The following is a 19,906-nucleotide window of genomic DNA, read 5'->3' on the forward strand; positions in this document are numbered from 1 at the left end:
CAGAGAAAACGACCAGCCGATCGACTACGGCGTGGTGGTCACCACAGAGCTTCGATTGCCCGCAGCGTCGTAGCTGTAGGAGATCGTGGTGGTGGAGCTGCCGCTGGTATAGACGGTGCTGGCCAGTCGACCCAGCGCGTCATACGTAAAACTCACGGAGCCGGCATGCGCCGCGAGCGCTGCAGCGCACAGGCAAGCGGCAAGGACTGTGCGGCTCCAAATCCGCGCCGGCAGACGGCGATCAGATGGCATCGATGCGTATGGTCTCGATGCGAACGCTGGCGATGCAGCGGGATTGTTTTTTCTCAAAGGGCCCCCTGTTTTTTTGCAATGGCGCGGACTGTAGTCCAACCTCACCCCGAAGAATCTCGCTTTTTGTCACGCAATCTCGCAGCCCGCTTTCCCCTCCCCGCTGAGGCCAAGATCAGATCGCGCAGGTCCTGAATCCGAAGAACCCATCGTCGCGCTCCGGCCAGGCAAACCCGCGACGCTTGGGCGAGCGCAGGCGCGCACGGGTCGCGAACGAGGCGCCGCGCAGCACGCGCGCCTGGCCGAAGGCGGGCTCCGGATCGAACACAGTGCCCGCGCTCCACGGGTCTGCCCGAAAGCCCGGCCAAGGCTGCAAGGTCCCCGCGGTCCACTCGTGCACGTCCGCCCACCGGAAGCCGCGGCGCGCAGCCTGGTGGGCCGCGATTTCCCATTCGACTTCGGTGGCAAGGCGACGGCCGGCCCAGCGCGCCCAGGCGTCGGCCTCCCACCAGCTCACGTGAACAGCACTCTGGTTGCCGGCGGCGCGGACGGTGCGGCCGAAGTGCTGCTGCAGCACCGAACCGCCGCTGCCACGCCGCGCCGCGCCGATCTGCTCCACGTGCCGCGGGCCGCGCCGGCCCTCGACCTGGGCGGCGAGCCAGGCGCGGCCGCCGGGCGACCACAGCACCTCGCGGTCGTAGCCACCGTCGTCGACGAACTCGACATACTGGTTCCAGGTGACGGGCTGCGCATCGATTTCGAACTCGGGCACCTCCAGCGTCGAGCGGCCGCGCTCCTGGGCAAAGGCGAAGCCCTCGTCGTCGTCGAGGCCGAGCGTCCACTGCCCGGCCGGCAGCAGCAGGGCCTCGCGCTCCACCGGCGCGGGCCGGACTTCCACGCCGAGCGGCACGCCCAGGGTCTGCGCCATCTCGATCAGCTGCTCGCCGCGCAGGTCCTCGTGGAACAGGGCAAGGCGGTAGAAGTAGAGGCCGGCGTCGGTCTCCGCCGCATGCTCCAGCAGTTCGAGGGTGCTTTCCAGCGTTTCGAGCAGGTAGGCCTTGGTCTGGGCGAGGTCGGGCAGCTCCGGCGACCAGCGCGCAGCCGGGTCGATCTGCGCCGGGTTCCACCAGGCGTCGGCCTGCGGCTCGATGGGGGCCAGGCGCGTCGGCCGGACCGGGCAGTCGGGGCCGAAGGCACGCTGCGTGTTGCGCGCGATCCACCACTCGGAGAACCAGCCGATGTGACCGGCCAGCCAGAGCGGCGGGTCGATGCCGTCCTGATATGGCACCGCCAGGGCGGCGGAGCCCAAGGCCTGTTCGTAGAGCGACAGCAGGTGCAGCGTGTGGTTGCGCGCGTCGATCAGCGCCAGCGAAAGCAGTTCGCGGCCCGCGCGGCGCATGTCGGGCGAATCGATCGAATGGGAGGAGCCGGCAGTGCCGGAGGGCGTCCCGGACGGCGGGCTCGAGGGCATGGGACATTATGGCCATCGCCTTCCGGGCCGCGCGCATCCCCGGGAAAACCCGCCGCCGCGGCCGAGCGGGGCCGGCAACAGGGCGTTACCATTGCAGGCTTTGCGCCGACCCTACCCGACTGGCGCTGAATCAACCCCAAGAGACATACCTTGTCTGCATTCCTCAAGTTCGCGCTGGCCATGGACTGGATCAGCGCCCAGCTGGGCAAGATCGCGGCGTGGGCCGTGCTCGCCGCCTCCCTGATCTCCGCCGGCAATGCCTTCGTGCGCTACGGGCTCGACTTCAGCTCCAACGCGTGGCTGGAGATCCAGTGGTATCTCTTCGCCGCCACCGTGATGCTGGGCGCACCGCTGGTGCTCAAGCTCAACGAGCACGTGCGGGTGGACATCATCTACGGCAAGCTCAAGCGCCACGGCCCGGTCTACGTCGACCTGTTCGGCCTGCTCTTCTTCCTGCTGCCCGTGATGGGCCTGTTGTTCTGGCTGACCTTCCCCTTCTTCCTCAACATGCTGCGCTCCGGTGAAATGTCCGGGAACATCGGCGGCCTGATCCGCTGGCCGGCCGCGCTGATGATGCCCCTGGGCTTCGGCGCCGTGTTCCTGCAGGGCGTGGCCGAGGTGATCAAGCGCATCGCCTACCTGCGCGGCCTGATCCAGATGGACACGCACTACGAGAAGCCGGTGCAGTGATCAGGCGCGAATGACCCCGCTTTCAGCCGCCGCGCACCACAAGCACCGCTTCCCAGGATAAGAAATGCAGATGGAAAATTTCGCCCCGATCATGTTCGCGGGGCTGGTCGTGATCATGCTGATCGGCTTCCCGGTGGCGTTCTCGCTGTCGGCACTGGGCCTGTTCTGCGGCTTCTTCGCGATCGAGATGGGCTGGTTTCCGGCCGGCTTCATGGCCAACCTGCCGCTCAACGTGTTCGGCATTCTCTCGAACGAGACGCTGCTGGCCATTCCCTTCTTCACGCTGATGGGCGCGGTGCTCGAGAAGTGCGGCCTGGCCGAGGACATGCTCGACTCCATGGGCCAGCTCTTCGGCCCGGTGCGCGGCGGCCTGGGCTACTCGGTGATCATCGTGGGCTTCATCCTCGGCGCCATCACCGGCACCGTGGCCGGCCAGGTGATCGCGATGGCGATGATCTCGCTGCCGGTGATGATGCGCTATGGCTACAACATGCGCTATTCGACCGGCGTGCTTGCGGCCTCGGGCACCATCACGCAGCTGGTGCCGCCCTCGCTGGTGCTGATCGTCATGGCCGACCAGCTCGGCACCGACGTGGGGCAGATGTACAAGGGCGCCTGGGGGCCCTCGATCCTGCAGGTGCTGATCTTCGCCGTCTACACCTTCCTCATCTCGCGCATCCAGCCCAGCTATGTGCCGGGCGTGCCTGCGTCGGCGCGCACACTGCAGGGCTGGGCGCTGTGGGGCAAGTGCCTGCGCGGCATCATTCCCTCGGCCGTCCTGATCTTCGCGGTGCTGGGCTCGATGGGCGGCCTGCCCTTCATGGACCACGCGATCGCCACGCCGACGGAAGCGGGCGCGATGGGCGCCGTGGGTTCGCTGGTCCTGGCGGCCATCCACCGCCGCCTGAACTGGCCGATGCTCAAGGAAGCGATGAACGGCACCATGCGGCTGACCGCGATGGTGGTGTTCATCCTGATCGGCTCGCGCGTGTTCTCGCTGGTGTTCCAGGGCGTGGACGGGGCCAAGTGGATCGAGCACATGCTCTCGGGCCTGCCGGGCGGACAGATCGGCTTCCTGATCGCGGTCAACGTGTTCGTCTTCTTCCTGGCCTTCTTCCTCGACTTCTTCGAGATCGCCTTCATCATCCTGCCGATGCTCGGGCCGGTGGCGGCCAAGCTGGGCATCGACATGGTGTGGTTCGGCGTGCTGCTGTGCGTGAACATGCAGACCTCGTTCATGCACCCGCCCTTCGGCTTCGCCCTCTTCTACCTGCGCGGCATTTCCGACACGCTGTTCAAGAACGGCGCGCTGCCACGCAAGATCGAGTCGCGCGACATCTACCTTGGCGCGATTCCATGGGTCGGTCTGCAGTTGCTGCTGGTGGCCATCGTCATCTTCTTCCCGCAGACGGTCACCGTGTTCCTGGACAAGAAGGTGGTGGTGGACGTCGACAAGGTCCAGCTGGAGATGCCGGCCGACCTGCAGGGCGGGCCCGACAACAGCGGCATCAACATGGACGATCCCTTCGGCAACAAGAAGTCGGGTGCGCCCGATGCGCTGCCGATGCCGGAGCCCTCGCCGCCGGGCGCCGACACCAAGCAGTGAACGAGGGCAGCGAAGAAGCCACCGGGCCGCTGGAGAGCCCGGCCTACCCGCGCTTCGTCCGCGTCCTCGCGGTCGTGCTGGTGGTGGACCTCCTGGCCTTCGGTCTGTGGAGCGTGCCGGCGCTTCGCCTCGCAGACTGGTCCTGGCCCGGCCTGCTGCTCTTCGGCGCGGCGGCACTCAGCATCGCGTGGATCGGCTACTGGATCGTCTACAGCCGCACCCGGCTCGAAGGCGAGGTGCTCACGCAGACCTGGATCTGGACCCGGCGCGCCGATGCTGCCAAGGTCACGCAATTGAAGCTGGTGCACTGGCGTCCACTGGAGCGCATCATCGCGCCGCGCCTGCTGGTGCGGCAGGGCCCCACGGTGATGTGGTTCCATTCGGCCGATGCCCGCCTGCTCACGGGCTTTGCGCAGCGCGTGGCGGAATGCATGGCCATGAAAAAAGCCCCGCAGTGAACTGCGGGGCTTGTCGGTTCTATCCGGACCGGATCAGAGCTTCTGTTGCTGCATGAAGCGGTCGAAGGTGCCCTCGGTGAAGCGGAACCAGGCGTTCTGGTCGGCCAGGAATTTGGCCCAGTCGCCATAGATCTTCTTCCACTCGGGGTTGGTGTTGTTCAGCTCCGAGTAGATCTGCTGGGCCGACTTGAAGGCCGCGTTCATCACGTCCTGCGTGAAGGGCTTGAGCTGCGTGCCCGAGCCGACCAGCTGCTTCAGCGCGATGGGGTTGCGCGCGTCGTACTTGGCGGTCATCGTGATGTTGGCATGCGCGGCCGCGGCCTCGACGATCGCCTTGTACTCGGCCGGCAGGCCTTCCCAGGCCTTGGTGTTGATGTAGAAGTCCAGCTGCGGGCCGCCTTCCCACCAGCCGGGGTAGTAGTAGAACTTGGCGACCTTGTTGAAGCCCAGCTTCTGGTCGTCGTAAGGGCCGACCCATTCGAGCGCGTCGAGGGTGCCCTTTTCCAGCGCGGGGTACAGGTCGGCGCCGGGGATCGACTGCGGGATCACGCCGAAGGGCTCGAGCACTTTGCCCGCGAAGGGGTTGGTGCGGAACTTCAGGCCCTTGAGGTCGGCGACCGACTTGATCTCTTTGCGGAACCAACCGCCCATCTGCGCGCCGGTGTTGCCGCCCGGCAGGTTGATGATGTTGTACTTGGCGTAGAAGGCGCGCATCAGCTTCAAGCCGTTGCCCTCGTACATCCAGGCGTTCATCTGGCGCGTGTTCATGCCGAAGGGCACCGCGCAGCCGAGGCAGAAGGTCGGGTCCTTGCCGTAGAAGTAGTAGGGCGCGGTGTGGGCCATCTCGACCGAGGCGTTCTGCACGCCGTCCACCACGCCGAAGGCGGGCATCAGCTCGCCGCCCGCGTGCACCGAGATCTGGAACTTGCCGCTCGTCGCATCGCTCACCTGCTTGGCGAAGACCTCGGCCGTCCCGTAGATCGTGTCCAGCGACTTGGGGAAGCTGGAAGCGAGGCGCCAGCGCACCGAGGCCTGCGCGTGGACTGCAGGCGCGATGCCGGCAGCGAGAACGCCGGCGATGCCTGCGTTTTTGATGAGGGAACGACGATCCATTGAGGTTGACTCCGAGTGCATGGAAAAAACAAGAACGCGGCTCGTGGCCGCGTTGCCGACGCGCGGGTCGACAACCGACGATTGTAAAAAATGCTTACATGACTCCGGGGCGGGTTTTCCCTGCGGACAGACGGGTGTTGGCGGCCTCGGCGACCCCGAAGCGCTCGCGGATCGAGCGCTCGATGCCGGCGGCATCCAGCCCGATGCCGGCCAGCAGCTTGGCCGGATCGCCATGTTCGATGAAGCGGTCGGGCAGGCCCAGCTGCAGCACGGGCCGCTGCACGCCGGCGGCCTGCAAGGCCTCGGCCACCGCGCTGCCGGCGCCGCCCATGATCGAGCCCTCTTCCAGCGTCACGATGCAGTCGTGGGTGGCGGCGGTCTGCAGCAGCAGGTCGACGTCGAGCGGCTTGACCCAGCGCATGTTGAGCACCGTGGCGTCGAGCGCCTCGGCCGCGGTCAACGCCGGGTAAAGCAAGGTGCCGAAGGCGAGGATGGCAATGCGCCGCCCCTGCCGCCGCAGCTCGCCCTTGCCGAAGGGCAGCGCCTCGAGCCCCGGCTTCGTCGGCACGCCCGCCCCTGCGCCGCGCGGGTAGCGCACGGCGCAGGGGTGGTCCTGCGCGAAGGCGCTGGACAGCAGCTGCCGGCACTCGGCCTCGTCGGCCGGGCAGGCCAGGCTCATGTTGGGGATGCAGCGGATGAACGCGATGTCGTAGGCGCCGGCATGGGTCGCCCCGTCGGCGCCGACCAGGCCGGCGCGGTCGAGCGCGAAGACCACCGGCAGCTTCTGGATCGCCACGTCGTGGATCATCTGGTCGTAGGCGCGCTGCAGGAAGGTCGAGTAAATGGCGACCACCGGCTTGAGCCCCTCGCAGGCCAGGCCGGCGGCGAAGGTGACGGCATGCTGCTCGGCGATGCCGACGTCGTGGTAGCGCTCGGGAAAGCGCTGCTCGAATTCCACCAGCCCCGAGCCCTCGCGCATCGCGGGCGTGATGCCGATGAGACGGCTGTCTTGCGCCGCCATGTCGCACAGCCAGTGGCCGAAGACCTGGGTGAAGGTCTGCTTGGGCGCGGTGGCAGGCTTCACCAGGCCGATGGCCGGGTCGAACTTGGAGGGCCCGTGGTAGGCCACCGGGTCGGCCTCGGCCAGCTTGTAGCCCTGCCCCTTCTTCGTGACCACGTGCAGGAACTGCGGGCCGTGCAGGTGCTTGAGGTTCTCCAGCGTGGGGACCAGCGAGTCGAGATCGTGGCCGTCGATCGGGCCGACGTAGTTGAAGCCGAACTGCTCGAACAGCGTGGCCGGCACCACCATGCCCTTGGCATGCTGCTCCAGGCGCTTGGCCAGCTCGAACAGCGGCGGCGCCTTGCGCAGGACGGTCTTGCCCACGTTCTTGGCCGCGGCATAGAAATTGCCGCTCATCAGCTGGGCGAGGTAGCGGTTGAGCGCGCCCACCGGCGGGCTGATCGACATGTCGTTGTCGTTGAGGATGACCAGCAGCTTGCAGTCCTGCACGCCCGCGTTGTTGAGCGCCTCGAAGGCCATGCCGGCGGTCATCGCGCCGTCGCCGATGATGGCCACCGCGTGCCGGTCCTCGCCCTTCAGCCGGGCCGCCAGCGCCATGCCGAGCGCGGCCGAGATGCTGGTGGAGGAATGCGCGGTGCCGAAGGTGTCGTACTCGCTCTCGGTGCGCTGCGGAAAGCCGGAGATGCCGCCGATCTGGCGCAGCGAAGGCATGCGCTCGCGCCGGCCGGTGAGGATCTTGTGCGGGTAGGTCTGGTGGCCGACGTCCCACACCAGCCGGTCGTGCGGCGTGTTGAACACGTGGTGCAGCGCCACCGTGAGCTCCACAGTGCCCAGGTTGGAGCTGAGGTGGCCGCCGGTGCGCGAGACGTTGTCGAGAACGCAGCTGCGCACCTCGTCGGCCAGCTGCTTGAGCTGGGTGCGGTCGAGCTGGCGCAGGGCGGAAGGATCGTGGATCGTGGGAAGCAGTGGGGCCATGGTTCTTAACGGTCGCGGTCCACGACCATGTGGGCCAGCGCGCGCAGCGCAGCGGTGTCGGCCAGGGCACTGCGGTCGAGCGCGGCGAGCGCCTGCGCCAGCAGCGTGCCGGCCTCGGCGCGCGCGCCGTCGAGACCGAGCAGGGAAACGTAGGTGGGCTTGTCGCTCGCGGCGTCCTTGCCGGCGGTCTTGCCGAGGGTCTGCGAGTCGGCGGTGACATCGAGGATGTCGTCCACCACCTGGAAGGCCAGGCCGATGGCGGCGCCGTAGTCGCGCAGCGCCTGCAGCGAGGCCGGCTCGACGGCGCCGGCGCAGGCGGCGCCCATCTCGACACTGCCCAGCAGCAGCGCACCGGTCTTCATGCGGTGCATCTCGCGCAGCTGGGCTTCGTCCAGCGCAAGCCCGACGCTGGCCAGGTCGATCGCCTGGCCGCCGGCCATGCCCTGACTGCCGGCCGCGCGCGCGAGCAGCCGGCACAGGCGCGCCTGCACGGCGGGCGCGATATCGCCCTCGGGCGTGAGCAGCTCGAAGGCGAGTGCCTGGAGCGCGTCGCCCGCGAGCAGCGCGTCGGCCTCGCCGAACTTCACGTGCACCGTGGGCTTGCCGCGGCGCAGCACGTCGTTGTCCATGCATGGCAGGTCATCGTGAACCAGCGAATAAGCATGGATCAGTTCGACCGCGCAGGCGGCGCGCAGCGCGGCCTCGGCCTGCCCGCCCACCGCCTCGCTGGCAGCGAAGACCAGGAGAGGCCGCAGGCGTTTGCCGCCGTCGAGCACGGCGTAGCGCATGGCGTCGCCCAGCAGCACCGGCGCATCGATGCCGACCCACTGCGACAGCGCGGCCTCGACCTGCGACAGGCGCGGATCGCTCCACGCCGCCAGGCGCTGCGCATCCCAGCGCACCGCATCGGCTGCGACCGCGCTCATTCGGCCGTCCAGGCCCTGAGGCCGTTCGCGTCGAGCACCTTGATCTGATCCTCCACCGCCTGCAGGCGCTCGCGGCAAAAGGCCAGCAGGGCCGCACCCCGCTGGTAGCTGCCGAGCAGCTGGTCGAGCGGCAGTTGTCCCGATTCGAGTTCGGCCACGAGCTGTTCCAGTTCCTGGAGGCCGGCTTCGTAGCTCGCGGGCAGGGGCGCCGCCTGGGGGGCGTCCGGCGAAGCCGGTGTTGTGGGGGAAGGCTTGGGCATGCGGGAACGAAGATGCAAACCGGGCATTTTAGGACCGCACACCAAAACGGGACCGGCCACGCCCCGGGGGGCGCCGGGCGAAGCCCTCCTTCCGCGCCCGGACAAAGCCATGGGCATTCCTATTTTCCCCGGGGTACAATCGCCCCCTTTCGCGTCGGCGCCTGCCGGCGATGTTCTCCTCCGGGTCGCCCACCCTTGCGCGGCGGCGCCACCTTCCGTTCTCTTCTCCCTGTGGGGAGCTTGGTCAGGTCACCCATGTCTGATTTAAGTCTTCAACTGCAGCAGGCTTCGAGCCAACTTCCGGTGACTGCGTACTTCGACGAGGCGCTCTACGCCCGCGAGCTGCAAACGCTTTTCGCCGGCGGTCCGCGCTACGTGGGCCACCGCCTCTCGGTGCCGGAGCCCGGCAACTACCACACCCTGCCCCAGGAGCAACAGGGTCGGGCACTGGTCCACACGCCCAAGGGCGTGGAACTGATCTCCAACGTATGCCGCCACCGACAGGCCTTGATCCTTCAGGGCCGGGGCGAACTCGATTCCCGCACCGGCGGCAACATCGTGTGCCCGCTGCACCGCTGGACCTACGCCGCGGCCGATCCGCGCACCACCGGCAAGCTGATCGGCGCGCCCCACTTCGCGCAGGACCCCTGCCTGGACCTGCAAAACTACCCCCTGACCGAATGGAACGGCCTGCTGTTCGAGCAGAGCCCGGACAGCCGCCGCAACGTCATGACGGACCTGGCCCGTCTCGGCCCGCGCGCGGACCTCGACTTCGAGGGCTATGCGCTGGACCGCGTCGAGTTGCACGAGTGCAATTACAACTGGAAGACCTTCATCGAGGTCTACCTCGAGGACTACCACGTCGGCCCCTTCCACCCCGGCCTCGGCAGCTTCGTCACCTGCGACGATCTTCGCTGGGAATTCGGCCCCCATCACTCGGTGCAGACAGTGGGCGTGGCCAACCGCCTGGGCCGCGCGGGCAGCCCGGTCTACCAGAAGTGGCAGGAGGCGCTGCTCAAGTACCGCGAAGGCAGGCCACCCAAGTACGGCGCGATCTGGCTGACCTACTACCCGCACGTGATGATCGAGTGGTACCCGCACGTGCTCACCGTATCGACCCTGCATCCCATCGGCCCGCAGAAGACGCTCAACATGGTGGAGTTCTTCTACCCTGAAGAAATCGTGGCCTTCGAGCGCGAGTTCGTCGAGGCGCAGCAGGCCGCCTACATGGAAACCTGCGTGGAAGACGACGAGATCGCCGAGCGCATGGATGCCGGCCGCCGCGCCCTGATGCTGCGCGGCGACGACGAGAGCGGGCCCTACCAGAGCCCCATGGAAGACGGCATGCAGCAGTTCCACGAGTGGTATCGCCGGGAGATGGGCGTCTAGGCCTGTCTGCCCCAGCCGGAGGATGCAAGCACTTTGGATGGTCCTCGCGGCCCTGGTCTTCGCCACCATGGGGGTGTGCGTGAAGATCGCGTCGGACTGGTTCACGAGCGCCGAACTCGTGTTCTACCGCGGCCTGATCGGCATGCTCGTCCTGTGGGCGCTGACACGGCAGCGCGGCCTGTCGCTCGCCACCGCCTACCCGGGCATGCACGCCTGGCGCAGCCTGATCGGCGTGTTCTCGATGGGCGCCTGGTTCTACGCCATCGCGCACCTGCCCCTGGCCACCGCGATGACGCTGAACTACATGAGCAGCGTGTGGATCGCCGCTTTCCTCGTCGGCGGCGCGCTGCTGGCCTGGGTGCCGGTGCCCGGCCGCGATGGCCGCGTGGCGAGGCCCCCGCTGCAGGGCCCGCTGGTGATGACCGTGCTGGCCGGCTTCGCCGGCGTGGTGCTGATGCTCAAGCCCTCCGTCGAAGGCAGCCAGGCCTTCGCCGGGCTGGTGGGCCTGATGTCGGGCCTGACCGCCGCCTTCGCCTACATGCAGGTGGTGGCGCTTTCGCGCGTGGGCGAACCCGAGTCGCGCACGGTTTTCTACTTCGCGGTGGGCTCGGCGGTGGCCGGCGGGATCGTCATGCTGTTCGGCAGCGCCACGCCCTGGGCCGAGTGGACCTGGCGGCACGCCCTGTGGCTGCTGCCGGTGGGCGTGCTCGCGGCCGTGGGCCAGCTGTGCATGACGCGCGCCTACGCCACCGCCAAGTCGCAGGCGGGCACGCTGGTGGTGGCCAACCTGCAGTACTCCGGCATCGTCTTCGCGGCGGTCTACAGTGTGATGCTGTTCGGTGACCGCATCGACGCTGCCGGCTGGGCCGGCATGGCGCTGATCGTCGGCAGCGGCATCGCCGCCACGGTGCTGCGCCAGCGCTCGCTGCCCAAGGCGCCCGCGGAAGAGCATTGAAGCATTGAAGGAGCCCCCGCCATGGCCATGTACACGACCCTGATCTCCGCCGAAGAACTGATCGCCCTGCAGGCCGGCGGTGCACCGCTGATGGTGTTCGACTGCAGCTTCGACCTGATGAAGCCCGAGGCGGGCGAGCAGCACTACCGCGCCGCCCACATCCCCGGCGCGCAATACGCCAACCTGGACACCGACCTGAGCGCGAAGCACGGCGTGCCCAACACCCGCGGCGAGGTCGTGGTGGCGCAGGCGGACGAGGGCCCGCCGGCCTCGGGCGGACGCCATCCCCTGCCCAGCCGCGAGAAGTTCACGGCCTGGCTGTGCAGCGTGGGTTTCGCCAACGACATGCAGGCGGTCGTCTATGACCGCAACGGCGCCAACTACTGCGGTCGGCTCTGGTGGATGCTGAAGTGGATGGGCCATGAGGCGGTCGCCGTGCTCGACGGCGGGCTGCAGGCGTGGCAGGCCGCCGGCGGCGAGCTGACCGCCCGCGAGGAGCCCGCGCGCTTCCAATCGAACTTCGTGCCCGGCCGGCCGCTGGTGAACCTCGTCGACACGCGCTCCGTCGCCGCGCACCTCGACCAGGCCGGCCAGACCCTGATCGACGCGCGCGCCGCCGCGCGCTACCGCGGCGAGGTGGAACCTCTGGATCCGATCGCCGGTCACATCCCCGGAGCCCTGAACCGGCCCTTCACCGAGAACCTCGGCCCCGACGGTAAGTTCAAGCCGGCCGCGCAGCTGCGCGCCGAATTCGAATCGCTGCTGGCAGGCCGCGACCCCGCCACGGTCGTGCACCATTGCGGCAGCGGCGTCAGCGCCGTGCCGAATGTGCTGGCGATGCAGATCGCCGGGCTGGGGCCGACCGCGCTCTATGCCGGCAGCTGGAGCGAATGGAGCAACACGCCGGGGCTGCCGACCCGGCAAGGTGCGGATGCATGAATCTTTTTCCACGCGCTTTTCGCGCGCTGGTGTGCACGGGGCTGGTGGCGGCGATGCCGCTCGCGGCCTCGGCGCAGGCGCGCGCGCATGTGCATGGCCAGATGAAGCTCGACATCGCGGTCGAAGGGCCGACGGTGGTGATCGAGATGGAATCTCCACTGGACAACTTCGTCGGCTTCGAGCACGCGCCGGCGACAGAGGCCGAGAAGAAAGCCGCCGGCGACGTGGTCGCGCAGTTGCGCGCAGCCGACCAGCTCTTCAAGATCGACCCGGCCGCCAACTGCAAGCTCGGCCCGGTCCACCTGCGCTCCGCGGCGCTGGGCCTGGGCAAGGCCGAGCCGGGCTCGGAAGGCCATGCGGACCTGGATGGCAGCTTCGCCTTCAACTGCACCCAGGCCCCCGAGGCGAAGTTCATCGAATTGGGCCTGTTCGGCGCCTTCAAGGCGCTGCGCCAGATCGATGCGCAGATCGTCACACCAGCCGGCCAGTTCAAGCGCTCGCTCAAGCGGCCGGCCACGCGCCTGAGCCTGGTCGGCGGCAAATGATTCTTTCGTGAGCGCCGCTGCCGTCCTGCGCGCAGAGGGCCTGCGCTTCGCCTGGCCGGGCGCGACGGCGCCCTGCATCGACATCGACCTGCTGGAGATCGAGGCCGGCGAGGCCGTGTTCCTGCACGGACCCAGCGGCTGCGGCAAGAGCACCCTGCTGTCGCTGCTGGCCGGGGTGCTGGTGGCCGATGCGGGCCGCGTGACGCTGCTGGGCGAGGACTGGGCCGCGCTCTCGGGCGCGGCGCGCGACCGCCGGCGCGTGGCGCACGTGGGCTACATCTTCCAGCAGTTCAACCTGCTGCCCTATCTCAGCCTGCTCGACAACGTGCTGCTGCCCTGCCGCTTCTCGGCGCGGCGGCGCGCGCAGGCGCAGCGCGATGGCGCCCCGGCGCGCGCGCAAGCCCAGGCCTTGCTCGAACGCATGGGCCTGCCCGCGGCACTGTGGCAGCGCCAGGCGCTGCAGCTCTCGGTCGGCCAGCAGCAGCGCGTGGCCGCGGCACGCGCGCTGATCGGGCACCCCGAGGTGGTGATCGCCGACGAGCCCACCTCGGCCCTGGACGAGGACCGGCGCGAAGCCTTTCTCGATGTCCTGGTCGAGGCCTGCGCGGTGAACCGCAGCACCCTGGTCTTCGTGAGCCACGACCAGCGCATCGCGGCCCGCTTCGGCAGGCATCTGCTGCTGCCCGAGATCAACCGCGCGGGGGCCGGAGAGCCCGCATGAAGGCACTCTTCGCCATCGCCTGGAAGAGCGCCTGGAACCGGCGCTTCACCCTGGCGCTCACGGTGCTGTCGATCGCGCTGTCGACCTTTCTGCTGCTGGGCGTGGAGCGCATCCGCACCGAGCTGCGCGAGAACTTCTCCGCCTCCGTGTCGGGCACGGACCTGATCGTGGGGGCGCGCACCGGGTCTTCTCAGCTGCTGCTCTATTCGGTGTTCCGCATCGGCGCGGCCACCCACAACATGCAGTGGCAGAGCGTGCAGGCGCTCTCGCAGCACCCCGGCGTGGATTGGGTGGTGCCGCTGTCGCTGGGCGATTCGCACCGCGGCTTCGCGGTGCTGGCGACGACGCCCGAGTACTTCCAGCACTTCCGCTACGGCAACCGGCAGGCGCTGCAGATGCGCGAGGGCAAGCCCTTCGCCGAACTTTTCGATGCGGTGGTGGGCGCCGAAGTCGCGGACCGCCTCGGCTACCGCACGGGCCGGAAGATCACGCTGGCGCACGGCAGCGGTGAACTCAACGTGGCCGAGCATGCCGACAAGCCCTTCACTGTCGTCGGCGTGCTGGCGCGCACCGGCACGCCGGTGGACCGCACCGTGCACATCGGGCTGCCGGCGATGGAAGCCATCCACCTCGAATGGCGCGGCGGCGCGCCACTGCCAGGCGTGAAGATTCCCCCGGGGCAGGTGCGCAAGTTCGACCTCACGCCCAAGACCGTGACCGCCGCGCTGGTCGGCCTCAAGAACCGGGCCGCGGTGTTCGCGGTGCAGCGCTGGGTCGGGGCCTACCAGCCCGAGGCGCTGATGGCCATCCTGCCCGGCGTGGCGCTGGACGAACTGTGGAGCGTGATCGGCGTCGGCGAGAACGCGCTGCTGCTGATGTCGGGCCTGGTCGCGCTGGTCAGCCTGGCCGGGCTGGTGTCGGTGGTGATGGCCGGCCTGAACGAGCGCCGCCGCGAACTGGCAGTGCTGCGCGCGGTCGGTGCCAGCCTGCGCCACGTGCTGGCGCTGCTGGCACTCGAAGGCGCGATGGTCACGCTGCTGGGCGTCGCGCTCGGCCTCGTGGCTGCGGCGCTGGGCATCGCCCTCCTCGCCCCATGGCTGCAGGCGCAGTTCGGGCTGACCCTTTCGCTGTCGGCACCTACACTGCACGAATGGACCTGGCTGGCCGGCCTGCTGGTGGCGGGCTGGCTGGCCAGCTTGCTGCCGGGCGTGCGCGCTTACCGGCTGTCGCTGGCCGACGGCCTCTCACCCAGAATCTGAAGATGAAAAAAATGCTCCGCCTCCTGATCCTGGCCTTGGGCGCCACGGCGACCCTCGCCTTCGCCGCCGATCCCGCGCCGCAGGACACCACGGCGTCCAACCCGCTCGGCGGCAAGGCCGCGGCCGCCAAGCCGGCACCGGGCCAGCCCCGCCTGATCTCCTGGGAAGAACTGGTGCCGAAGGACTGGGACCCGATGAAGGAGTTCAAGGGCATGGACCTGAGCAAGCTCCAGGACGGCGACCCGCGCGCCAACGAGCTGCTGATGAAGATGCAGGAGGTGTCGAACAACGCGCCCACCAACAGCGCGATGAACGGCGTCGAGATCAAGCTGCCGGGCTTCATCGTGCCGCTGGAGGAGAACAAGGGCGAGGTCACCGAGTTCCTGCTGGTGCCCTACTTCGGCGCCTGCATCCACACGCCGCCGCCGCCGGCCAACCAGATCGTGCACGTGCGTCCGCGCCAGGGTGCGAAGTTCCGCGCCATGGACACGGTCTGGATCACCGGCAAGCTGCAGACGGTGCGCAACGACTCGATGATGGGCGTCAGCGGCTACCACGTGACGGCGGACAGCGTCACCAAGTACACCGGCGGAGCCAAGTAGGCGAACGACGAAAAAGGCGCGCCGGCCACGCGCGAATGCCTATGATGGCCGGGACCGGTGCCCGCCTGGACATCGACCCGTTTCCCACCCAAGGAGCACGCCATGTCCAACCACGTCTACAAGCACATCGAACTCACCGGCTCCTCGCCCACGAGCAGCGATGACGCCGTGCAGCGCGCGATCGCCAAGGCCAGCGAATCGGTACGCAACATCCAGTGGTTCGAGGTGATCGAAACCCGCGGCCACGTGCAGGACGGCAAGATCGCACACTGGCAGGTGACCCTGAAGGTGGGCTTCACCCTCGAGGGCTGAAGCGCCGCACACGAGACAACAAGGCGGCAGGCGCGGCACTCAGTCCGGCGCCTGCATGACGCGATCGAACTCCTCGTCGGCCGGCACGTTGTCCGCGTCGAGCTCACTGGCGTCGCTCAGGTCGATCCCCGTCTCGGAGAGGTCGTCGGCCATCTCTGCCTCGTCATCCTCCTCCAGGGCTTCGTCGTCGGACAGCTCGTCGTCGAGTTCTTCGTCGGATGGACCCTTGATCAGGTCGACGGAACGCAGCGGTGAATCGGCGCGGTTCATGATCGGCTCCTAGGCTGTTTTCTCGCGTTGCGCGACCCCAAGTGTGAGCCTCCTCACCCGACTTGGGTAGTGCGAGTTTGCAACCGTCCGCAGTGGGGTCCTGTCGGAGAGCGCCCCGTTCTTCGGCTGGGCGCCATGGACCCAGGTCTAGTCCACTGAAACACTGAAATCGACTGGTGCAGTCCACCCGATACGGGCGCGCTGCGGCGTTGCAAATGCTCGCGATACCGACCGGTATCGCTGCGCTTTGCGCCTTGCATCGCATCCCGTCTCGGGCGGCCCTCACCATTCATTTCAATGTTTCAGTGGACTAGTGTCGGTGGCCATGTTCCTCTTGCGCCGCCCCGTGCGCGTGGTCGTGGTCGCCGTGGGCCAGCCGGCTCATGCCCATGACCAGCAGGATGCCGACCACCAGCCAGGCGACCTGCCAGGCGGTCTGGCGCGCGCTCAGGCGTTTCTGCAACTGCGGAATCAGGTCGGCCAGGGCCACGTAGACGAAGCTGCTGGAGGCCAGCACCAGGAAGTACGGCAACCAGCCGTGCAGCTTGTCGACCAGCCACCAGCCCGCCAGCCCCCCGAGCGCGGTCATGGTGCCGGCCAGCGACACCTTGACCAGCGCGATGCGTGCGTCGGGCGAGCTCTGGCGCAGGACGACCAGGTCGCCGATGTGATGCGGCACTTCGTGCGCGAGCACCGCGAGCGCCGCCACCAGGCCCAGCCGCAGATCGGCGACGAAGGCGGAGGCGATCAGGATGCCGTCGCCGAAGCAGTGCACGCTGTCGCCCGTGAGCACGGCCCAGCCGCCGGCCTTGCGGGTGTGCGCGTGGCCGTGCGCGTGGGCATGACCATGGCCTTGTCCGCCATGCCCATGGTCGTGATGGTGGTCATCGTGCGCCTCGTCGCCCGCGCCGTGGTGATGCTCGTGCCCGTGGTGCCACAGCTCGGCCTTGTCGAGCAGGAAGAAGACCACCAGCCCGAAGAGCAGCACGCCGAACAGCAGGCCCGGCTCGTTGCGGCTCTCGAAGGCCTCCGGCAGCAGATGCATGAAGGCGGTGGCCAGCAGCGCGCCGGCCGCCAGGCTCAGCAGATGCTGCGGATCGACGCCGCCGCCGCTGCGCACGCCCACGCGCAGCAGCAAGGCAGCGATCCACACACTTCCGATGCCGGCGACAAGGGTCGCGGCGATGATGACAAGCAGGTCCATGGCAGCTTCGTGACGACAAAACAAAAGCCGTCCAACGGACGGCTTTCGGTGGAAAGCACGCTCGGTGCGGCAGCAGCCTCGGCTTCAGTCGACGCCGTGTGTCTTGAACCAGGCCAGGGTGCGCTTCCAGCCATCGTCGGCCGCGCTCGCCACGTAGCTCGGCCGGTAGTCGGCATGAAAGGCATGGCCCGCTTCAGGGTAGACGACGAACTGGGAGGCCTTGGCCGCCGGGGAGCCGGCCGCCAGAGCGGCTTTCATCTTATCAACGGTGTCAAGGGGGATGCCCTGGTCCTTGCCGCCGTAGAGGCCGAGCACCGGGGCCTTCAGGTCGGCCGCGATGTCGATGGGATGCTTCGGCGTCAGCACGCTGGCCTGGCCGACCAGCCGGCCGTACCACGCCACGCCGGCCTTCACCTTGCCGGTCGCCGCATAGAGCCACACGATGCGCCCGCCCCAGCAGAAGCCGGTGATGGCCGCGTCGCCCGCGTCGCCGCCGTTGGCGGCGGCATACTTCAGCGCGCCGTCGAGGTCGGCCATCACCTGCGCGTCGGGCACCTTGCTGACCACTTCGGCCTGCAGCTTGGGGATCTCGGTGTAGTTGCGCGGATCGCCCTGGCGGGCATACAGCTCGGGCGCGATCGCGAAGTAGCCGGCCTTGGCCAAGCGGCGGCAGGTGTCGGCGATGTACTCGTGCACGCCGAAAATCTCCTGCACGACCAGCACCACCGGCAGGCCGGTCTTGCCGGCGGGCGCGGCGGCGTAGCCGGGCACGTCGAATCCGTTCACGCTGTACTTGATGGGGCCGGCCTTCAGGCCGTCGGCCGGCGTCTTGATCGCGGTCTGTGCGGCAATGGGCAGCGTGGCCGCCGCGTAGCCGACGCCGATGGCGGCCTTGAGCGCCGTGCGCCGCGTGGCGCCTTGCTGCGTGCTGTCGCCGGGGCGCAGCGAATCGAAATCGGCTTGCAGGTCGGCATCGGTCTCGAATGAGGACATGGGGGCGGACTCCTGTTGGATCGACAACAACGAACGAAGGAATGCGCCGGGACAGCGCAGGCCGCACTGTAGGCGATCAAGCGGAACGCTGCCGCGATGTCCCCTCGTAGGCCCGGTTTGCCAGGGCCTCGGCCAGCACTCTTGCCGGGTCGACCAGCCGCAGGCCGGACACGGCCGGCGCGCCCTGCAGGCCCAGCGGGATTTCGGTGCATCCCATGACCAGGGCCACATCCCCGTGGCGTTCCGCCAGGCTCAGTGCGACACGGCTGAAGCAGTCTTCCGCCAGCTGCAGATTGCCGGCTTTCACGCCGTCGTAGATGCCCCGCATCAGCAGCGTGCGCTCGACTTCCGAAGGAAGGTGGCAGGCCAGCCCGGACTCGGCCATGGCCCGTTCGTAGAAACCCGCGCGGTACGTCCCGTCAGTCGCCATCAGCGCCGCCTCGCGCACGTCCTGCGACGCCAGGTGCGCCGACACCTCCCGCGCCACGTGCAGGAGCTCGATCTGGGGAAAGCGCTCCTGCAGCGCCCCATGCCAGGCATGCGCCGTGTTGCAGGCCATCGCCACGGCACGGCTGCCGAGGGCGGCCAGCCGGCCCAGGGCCTGCAGCATGGGCTCCAGGGGTTGATGGGCGCCCGGCGTGGCCGACCCGATCGCGCCGCTGCGATCCGGCACCGGCACCTGCGCCAGCCAGTGCTCCGGAAACCCCTGGTCACGCACCGGCTCGCCTTGCGCCCGCATGCGCCGCGCGCAAGCCTCGACGAAGAGGCGCACGAAGTCCGCCCCCGCGGCCGGCCCCATGCCCCCCAAGATCCCCACGACCTTCATCACGATTCAGCCTTGAACACCCCATGCCCCCTTCGTGAGACACCGCGGAACCGGCTCCGCCGGGCCGCTGGTGTCGCCCCCGGAAGGGGGTTGGCGAAGCGACACGAAGTGCGCGAAGCCTGGGGGAGAACTTAGGTTGCTGGCTTGTCGCTGGGGGCCTTGATGTTGTCGCGCAGTTGCTCGCTCATCGGCAGGTTCAGCGGCACGTTCTTCGGTGGGATCGGCTGCATGAACCACCTGGTGTAGAGCTTCTCGAACTCGCCGCTCTTCATCATGCCGATGAAGGTGTCGTCCACCAGCTTCTTGAAGGCCGCATCGTCCTTGGGCAGCATGCAGGCATAGGGCTCGACCTGCAGCGATTCACCCACCACGTCGAAGTCGGCAGGCGTCTTGGCATTGGCCTTCAAGCCGTACAGCAGGATGTCGTCCATCGCGAAAGCCAGCGCACGGCCGCTTTCCACCAGCAGGAAGGCGTCGGCGTGGTCCTTGGCCAGCACGATGTCCATGTCGAGGTTCTTCTCGGCGTTGTACTTGCGCATGACCAGCGCGTTGGTCGTGCCGGTGGTGCTGGTGATCGTCTTCTTGGCCAGGTCGGCGTAGTCCTTGACGTTGGAGGACTTCTTCACCAGCAGACGGGTGCCGGTGTAGAAGTGGTTGATGGCGAAGTTCACGTCCTTGCCGCGCGCCGTGTTGTTGGTGGTGGACCCGCACTCCAGGTCGACGGTGCCGTTCTGCAGCAAGGGGATGCGGTTCTGCGAGGTCACCGGCATCAGAGCCACCTGCAGGTTGGGCTTGTTGAGCTTCTTCTTGACCGCTTCGACGACCGCGTTGGAGAGCTCGACCGAAAAGCCGATCGGCTTGCCGCCGTCGAGGTAGCTGAAGGGCACCGAGGACTCACGGTACGCGAGCGTGATCTTGCCGGACTCGGCGATCTTGGCGAGGGTGTCGGCAGCCTGCGCGCCCGTCGCGGCGCACAGCGCCACGGCAGCCATCAAAGCGGAAGTCTTCATGCGAGCCCTTTCAACGGATTGGAATGTGTGTCGGAGTGTAGGAACGATTCATGCCCCGGTCACAATTCCTTTTGCGCCCAGCCCCATGACTGCAGGTTATGGGCCAGCGCCC

22 protein-coding genes are annotated in these 19,906 nt (G+C 68.2%); 11 read left to right on the forward strand and 11 right to left on the reverse strand.

From position 1 onward, the window contains the following. Positions 1-24: 24 nt before the first annotated feature. Positions 25-156 carry a hypothetical protein gene (locus tag ABEA07_RS16945; protein ID WP_345539295.1) on the reverse strand — a complete coding sequence of 44 codons (132 nt, stop codon included), beginning with the start codon at positions 154-156 and terminating at the stop codon, positions 25-27. A gap of 268 nt (positions 157-424) precedes the next feature. Then, the gene (locus ABEA07_RS16950) at positions 425-1,720 is read right to left on the reverse strand and encodes an SUMF1/EgtB/PvdO family nonheme iron enzyme (RefSeq protein ID WP_345539297.1); all 1,296 of its coding nucleotides are present in this window, start codon (positions 1,718-1,720) and stop codon (positions 425-427) included. A 150-nt stretch (positions 1,721-1,870) separates the two neighbouring features. On the opposite strand from ABEA07_RS16950, the gene ABEA07_RS16955 reads away from it, so the two are divergent. From ABEA07_RS16955 to ABEA07_RS16965, 3 genes are all read left to right on the forward strand, one after another. Beyond that, positions 1,871-2,410 (forward strand): TRAP transporter small permease subunit, encoded by a 540-nt coding sequence (locus ABEA07_RS16955; RefSeq protein WP_345539298.1) that lies wholly within the window; start codon positions 1,871-1,873, stop codon positions 2,408-2,410. Between the two features lie 64 nt (positions 2,411-2,474). Further along, positions 2,475-4,016: a TRAP transporter large permease gene (locus tag ABEA07_RS16960; RefSeq protein WP_345539299.1), complete on the forward strand. Its 1,542-nt coding sequence runs from the start codon at positions 2,475-2,477 to the stop codon at positions 4,014-4,016. After that, positions 4,013-4,474: a hypothetical protein gene (locus ABEA07_RS16965; protein WP_345539300.1), complete on the forward strand. Its 462-nt coding sequence runs from the start codon at positions 4,013-4,015 to the stop codon at positions 4,472-4,474. Before ABEA07_RS16960 ends, ABEA07_RS16965 begins: the two co-directional genes overlap by 4 nt. 33 nt (positions 4,475-4,507) lie before the next feature. On the opposite strand, the gene ABEA07_RS16970 is transcribed toward ABEA07_RS16965, so the two are convergent. The 4 genes from ABEA07_RS16970 to xseB all read right to left on the reverse strand — a co-directional run bounded on the left by ABEA07_RS16970 (position 4,508) and on the right by xseB (position 8,769). Beyond that, entirely contained in the window at positions 4,508-5,587 is a 1,080-nt protein-coding gene (locus tag ABEA07_RS16970; protein WP_345539301.1) for a TRAP transporter substrate-binding protein, read from the reverse strand. Between the two features lie 94 nt (positions 5,588-5,681). Next, complete coding sequence (gene dxs, locus ABEA07_RS16975; protein ID WP_345539303.1) at positions 5,682-7,583, reverse strand: 1-deoxy-D-xylulose-5-phosphate synthase; 1,902 nt, start codon at positions 7,581-7,583, stop codon at positions 5,682-5,684. Between the two features lie 5 nt (positions 7,584-7,588). Beyond that, complete coding sequence (locus ABEA07_RS16980) at positions 7,589-8,509, reverse strand: polyprenyl synthetase family protein (RefSeq protein WP_345539304.1); 921 nt, start codon at positions 8,507-8,509, stop codon at positions 7,589-7,591. Beyond that, positions 8,506-8,769: an exodeoxyribonuclease VII small subunit gene (gene xseB, locus ABEA07_RS16985; protein ID WP_345539305.1), complete on the reverse strand. Its 264-nt coding sequence runs from the start codon at positions 8,767-8,769 to the stop codon at positions 8,506-8,508. Before xseB ends, ABEA07_RS16980 begins: the two co-directional genes overlap by 4 nt. A 255-nt stretch (positions 8,770-9,024) precedes the next feature. Here xseB and ABEA07_RS16990 point away from each other — a divergent pair, with 255 nt between their 5' ends. The 8 genes from ABEA07_RS16990 to ABEA07_RS17025 all read left to right on the forward strand — a co-directional run bounded on the left by ABEA07_RS16990 (position 9,025) and on the right by ABEA07_RS17025 (position 15,491). Beyond that, positions 9,025-10,158 (forward strand): aromatic ring-hydroxylating oxygenase subunit alpha, encoded by a 1,134-nt coding sequence (locus tag ABEA07_RS16990; RefSeq protein WP_345539306.1) that lies wholly within the window; start codon positions 9,025-9,027, stop codon positions 10,156-10,158. Positions 10,159-10,180: 22 nt separating this feature from the next. Next, positions 10,181-11,113, forward strand: a complete 933-nt coding sequence (locus tag ABEA07_RS16995; RefSeq protein ID WP_345539307.1) for a DMT family transporter — start codon at positions 10,181-10,183, stop codon at positions 11,111-11,113. Between the two features lie 27 nt (positions 11,114-11,140). Next, complete coding sequence (locus ABEA07_RS17000) at positions 11,141-12,052, forward strand: sulfurtransferase (protein WP_345539358.1); 912 nt, start codon at positions 11,141-11,143, stop codon at positions 12,050-12,052. Next, positions 12,049-12,597 carry a DUF2796 domain-containing protein gene (locus ABEA07_RS17005; RefSeq protein ID WP_345539308.1) on the forward strand — a complete coding sequence of 183 codons (549 nt, stop codon included), beginning with the start codon at positions 12,049-12,051 and terminating at the stop codon, positions 12,595-12,597. The genes ABEA07_RS17000 and ABEA07_RS17005 overlap by 4 nt, the downstream gene beginning before the upstream one ends. Positions 12,598-12,604: 7 nt before the next feature. Continuing rightward, a complete protein-coding gene (locus ABEA07_RS17010; RefSeq protein ID WP_345539309.1) occupies positions 12,605-13,318 on the forward strand; it encodes an ABC transporter ATP-binding protein in 714 nt (237 codons plus the stop codon). Beyond that, positions 13,315-14,577, forward strand: coding sequence for an ABC transporter permease (locus tag ABEA07_RS17015; RefSeq protein WP_345539310.1), 1,263 nt, complete (start codon positions 13,315-13,317; stop codon positions 14,575-14,577). The genes ABEA07_RS17010 and ABEA07_RS17015 overlap by 4 nt, the downstream gene beginning before the upstream one ends. A 2-nt stretch (positions 14,578-14,579) precedes the next feature. Continuing rightward, complete coding sequence (locus ABEA07_RS17020) at positions 14,580-15,179, forward strand: DUF3299 domain-containing protein (RefSeq protein ID WP_425584144.1); 600 nt, start codon at positions 14,580-14,582, stop codon at positions 15,177-15,179. Positions 15,180-15,281: 102 nt separating this feature from the next. After that, complete coding sequence (locus ABEA07_RS17025) at positions 15,282-15,491, forward strand: dodecin (RefSeq protein WP_345539312.1); 210 nt, start codon at positions 15,282-15,284, stop codon at positions 15,489-15,491. Positions 15,492-15,530: 39 nt separating this feature from the next. Here the strand turns inward: ABEA07_RS17025 and ABEA07_RS17030 are convergent, their stop codons facing one another. The 5 genes from ABEA07_RS17030 to ABEA07_RS17050 form a co-directional block, all read right to left on the reverse strand. Beyond that, positions 15,531-15,761, reverse strand: a complete 231-nt coding sequence (locus tag ABEA07_RS17030; RefSeq protein ID WP_345539313.1) for a hypothetical protein — start codon at positions 15,759-15,761, stop codon at positions 15,531-15,533. A gap of 310 nt (positions 15,762-16,071) precedes the next feature. Continuing rightward, a complete protein-coding gene (locus ABEA07_RS17035) occupies positions 16,072-16,965 on the reverse strand; it encodes a ZIP family metal transporter (RefSeq protein WP_345539315.1) in 894 nt (297 codons plus the stop codon). 84 nt (positions 16,966-17,049) lie between these two features. Then, positions 17,050-17,958: a dienelactone hydrolase family protein gene (locus tag ABEA07_RS17040; protein WP_345539316.1), complete on the reverse strand. Its 909-nt coding sequence runs from the start codon at positions 17,956-17,958 to the stop codon at positions 17,050-17,052. A gap of 76 nt (positions 17,959-18,034) precedes the next feature. Then, entirely contained in the window at positions 18,035-18,784 is a 750-nt protein-coding gene (locus tag ABEA07_RS17045) for an aspartate/glutamate racemase family protein (protein WP_345539317.1), read from the reverse strand. Between the two features lie 131 nt (positions 18,785-18,915). Next, positions 18,916-19,794 carry a transporter substrate-binding domain-containing protein gene (locus ABEA07_RS17050; RefSeq protein WP_345539318.1) on the reverse strand — a complete coding sequence of 293 codons (879 nt, stop codon included), beginning with the start codon at positions 19,792-19,794 and terminating at the stop codon, positions 18,916-18,918. Positions 19,795-19,906: the final 112 nt, after the last annotated feature.

This window comes from Variovorax defluvii, from assembly GCF_039541515.1.
Taxonomy (GTDB): Bacteria; Pseudomonadota; Gammaproteobacteria; order Burkholderiales; family Burkholderiaceae_C; genus Variovorax; species Variovorax defluvii.